Annotated in this window: 1 protein-coding gene; it reads left to right on the forward strand. The window is 67.2% G+C overall.

Going from position 1 to position 1,715, the window contains the following annotated elements; all coding sequences use genetic code 11:
* Positions 1-106 precede the first annotated feature (106 nt).
* Entirely contained in the window at positions 107-1,693 is a 1,587-nt protein-coding gene (locus D7V97_RS42835) for an IS1182 family transposase (RefSeq protein WP_120616248.1), read from the forward strand.
* Positions 1,694-1,715: the final 22 nt, after the last annotated feature.

The following is a 1,715-nucleotide window of genomic DNA, read 5'->3' on the forward strand; positions in this document are numbered from 1 at the left end:
CTAGAGCGCCGATCAGGTTTCCGCCCGAGGAAAGTCGAATACTTGCGCGAGCGATCGACGCGGGTGGTCGCTGCGTGCATAGGTCGCCACCTCACGGAGGTGGCTCGTGGAGCGCTGGAAGCCGGCTGTGGAGCAGAGTGTCCGGGAGCAACGCCTGCTGAAGCTCGCGGGGAAGAGCAGGAAGCTCTTCGTCTTCCTGCGCGAGCATCGGCACGAGTTGTTCGACGAGGCCTTTCAGGACGAGCTCGAAGCGATGTACCGACAGACGGGCCAGGGGCAAGCGCCGCAGCCGCCCGCGATGATGTGCATGGCGCTGCTGGTGCAGGCCTACACGCAGACATCGGACGCCGAAGCCGTGTGCCTCTCGGGCACCGACAGCCGGTGGCGAATGGTATTGGACCGACTCGGTGCGGACGAGGACGCGCCCGCCTTCTCGCAGGGCGGGTTGCAGCAATTCAGGGAGCGGCTCATCGCGACCGAGATGGACCGCCGACTGCTGGAGCGCACCGTCGAGGTGGCGAAGCGGACGAAGGGGTTCGATTCGAAGAAGACGCCGAAGACGCTGCGAGTGGGGGTCGATAGCCGCCCTTTAGAAGGGGCCGGGCGGGTTGAGGACACCCTCAACCTGCTCGGCCACGCAGGCCGCAAGGTGGCCGAGGGCATGGCGCTCGCACTCGGCACCGACGTCGAGGAGGTGTGTCAGCAGGCCGATGCGCCGTTGCTGCTGGCGAGCAGCATCAAGGCCGGCCTCGATATCGACTGGAGCGCGCCCGACGCGAAGCTCGACGCACTCAATCGCCTGTGCCGGCAACTCGACCGTCTCATGGCCTGGGTGGCGACACAGTCGAAGTCGTGCGTCGCGGCTCCGCTGACTCGCTACATCGAAGCGCTCGCGCAGGTGAAGGCGCAGGACCTCGAGTCGCGCCCCGAGGGCGGCGTGCAGATTCGACAGGGCGTGGCGGCCGACAGGCGCATCTCCATCGAGGACGCCGACATGCGCCACGGGCGCAAGAGCAAGAGCAGGCGATTCAATGGCTACAAGCAGCACGTCGGCACCGACCTCGACACCGACCTCGTGGTCGCCTGCGCCGTGACGCCAGCCAACCGCCCCGAAGAGGAGGCGACGGGTGCACTGCAGGAAGACATGGCCCACCAGGACCTCTTCCCCGACGTCCTCCTCATCGACAGGGCGTACCTCAACAGCTCCATGACCGAAGACGTGCTGGCGAGCGGTGGCGACATCGTCTGCCGACCGTGGCGAGGAGTCAGCGCGAAGCCAGGACTCTTCGGCAAGCGCGACTTCAAAGTGAACATCCGCGACGGCACCCTCACGTGCCCTGCTGGCGAGGTGGAGCCCTTCGAGCCCGGCGCCGTCGTGCACTTCGACCCGGAAGCCTGCGGGCCGTGCAAGCTGCGCTCAAGTTGTACCCAGGCCGCGTCCGGAAGGGGGCGCAGCGTCACGATGGGTGACGATGAGCGGCTCCAGAAGCGTCTTCGCTCACGTCTCCAGTCGCGCGCGGGCCGCGCACAACTCCGCGAGCGTGTCGGCGTCGAGCATTGCCTGGCACATCTCGCCAACCGCCAGGGCCCGAAGGCCCGTTATCGCGGCACGCGCCGCAACCTCTTTGACCTCAGGCGACTCGCGGTCGTCCAAAACCTCGAGGTCACCGCGCGCTATCAGCGCGCGGCGTGACCTAACCTGTTCGGCGCTCTAG

It is taken from the genome of Corallococcus sp. CA053C, from assembly GCF_003611675.1.
Taxonomy (GTDB): Bacteria; Myxococcota; Myxococcia; order Myxococcales; family Myxococcaceae; genus Corallococcus.